Raw genomic sequence first — 1,160 nt, forward strand, 5'->3', positions numbered from 1 at the left:
CGAGCAGGTCGATGGTGGTCTGGGAGCTCATCTTCACCGTCTCGACCAGGCGCAGGTCGAAGTTTTCCAGGTTGAGCGCGCCCATCAGGTTGAGCCGCTGGCGCCCCTTGCCCTTGCGGACCGCCGGCCGCTCGCCGCGCCGGATCCAGCCATGGGCCGGCCGGCTCTGGTACTCGGGATGGACGGCGTCGCTGAAATAGACGACCTCGTCGGACATGAGCCCGTTCATCAACGCCTCGTATCGGGCGACGAACTCCTCCTGCGCGGCCGCGTCGGCCTTGGCCGGCAGACCCTTGGGCTTGACGTAGACGAAGCCCAGCCGGTGCAGGACCTTGAGCACGCCCGGCTTCGAATAGGTGATGGAAAAGCGCTTCTCGATCAGCGCGATCACCGCCGCCGTGCTGGTGTAGAAGCCCGCCGACAGCGCCGCGGCGAGTTCGGCCTCCTGCGCGCGCTCCAGCTTCCTCTCGCCGCCCTTCCAGCCGAAGGCCCGCAACGCCGCCACCCCGTCGGCCAGGAAGCGCCGATGCCAGCCGCGCACCGTGTCGTCGTCGAGGGACAGAACCTTGGCGACGTCCTCGCAGCTCAGCCCGTCGTCGAGCAGCAGGATCGCATTCGCCCGCCGCCCGATGCCATGCTTCTCGTTCGGACGCCGCATCAGCGCCTCGAGATGGGCACGCCCGTCCTTCGACAGAAAACCACCGCGAATCATGCACCCAGCAGAATCGCTCGCGGGACGATCGTCAACGCCATTTCTTCGGGGGTTCGGGGAGTCGGGGTATTACTTAATTCGGACGATGACTGCGGGTGTTTCGGCCGGTGCGTCCTCGAATTCGGTCAACTGTCCACATATGCCTCCGCAAGCGCCGGCGCGCCGCGCGGGGGTTCCGCCGGCCAGCGGGGCGTGGACAGAGCGGAATGAAATATCGCGGAAGTCGTTGACTTATCTAATCGTGGCAAGAGGCGGATCGGGTGCCGGAAATGCGGGGACAGTTTACTTAATTCGGCAACTTTGAACGCCTTCTCAGCCGTTCTCGATTCGAATTAAGTAATACCCCGTCTACCCGATAACCCGAAATTTGTCGGGTCGGACGATGTGAAAGTTGTCGTTGACGGTGTCCCGGAAGGATTTCCACTTCTCGGGGAGCGTCGACTTGAAG

1 protein-coding gene is annotated in these 1,160 nt (G+C 63.8%); it reads right to left on the minus strand.

Features of this window, described 5'->3' with window-relative positions; all coding sequences use genetic code 11:
* Nucleotides 1-712 (minus strand): IS630 family transposase (locus N1F91_RS30915; protein ID WP_289997752.1); only part of this gene is annotated, 712 nt, incomplete at its 3' end.
* Nucleotides 713-1,160: the final 448 nt, after the last annotated feature.

Origin of the sequence: Aquibium sp. ELW1220 (genome assembly GCF_030398385.1) — a bacterium.
Lineage (GTDB): Bacteria > Pseudomonadota > Alphaproteobacteria > Rhizobiales > Rhizobiaceae > Aquibium.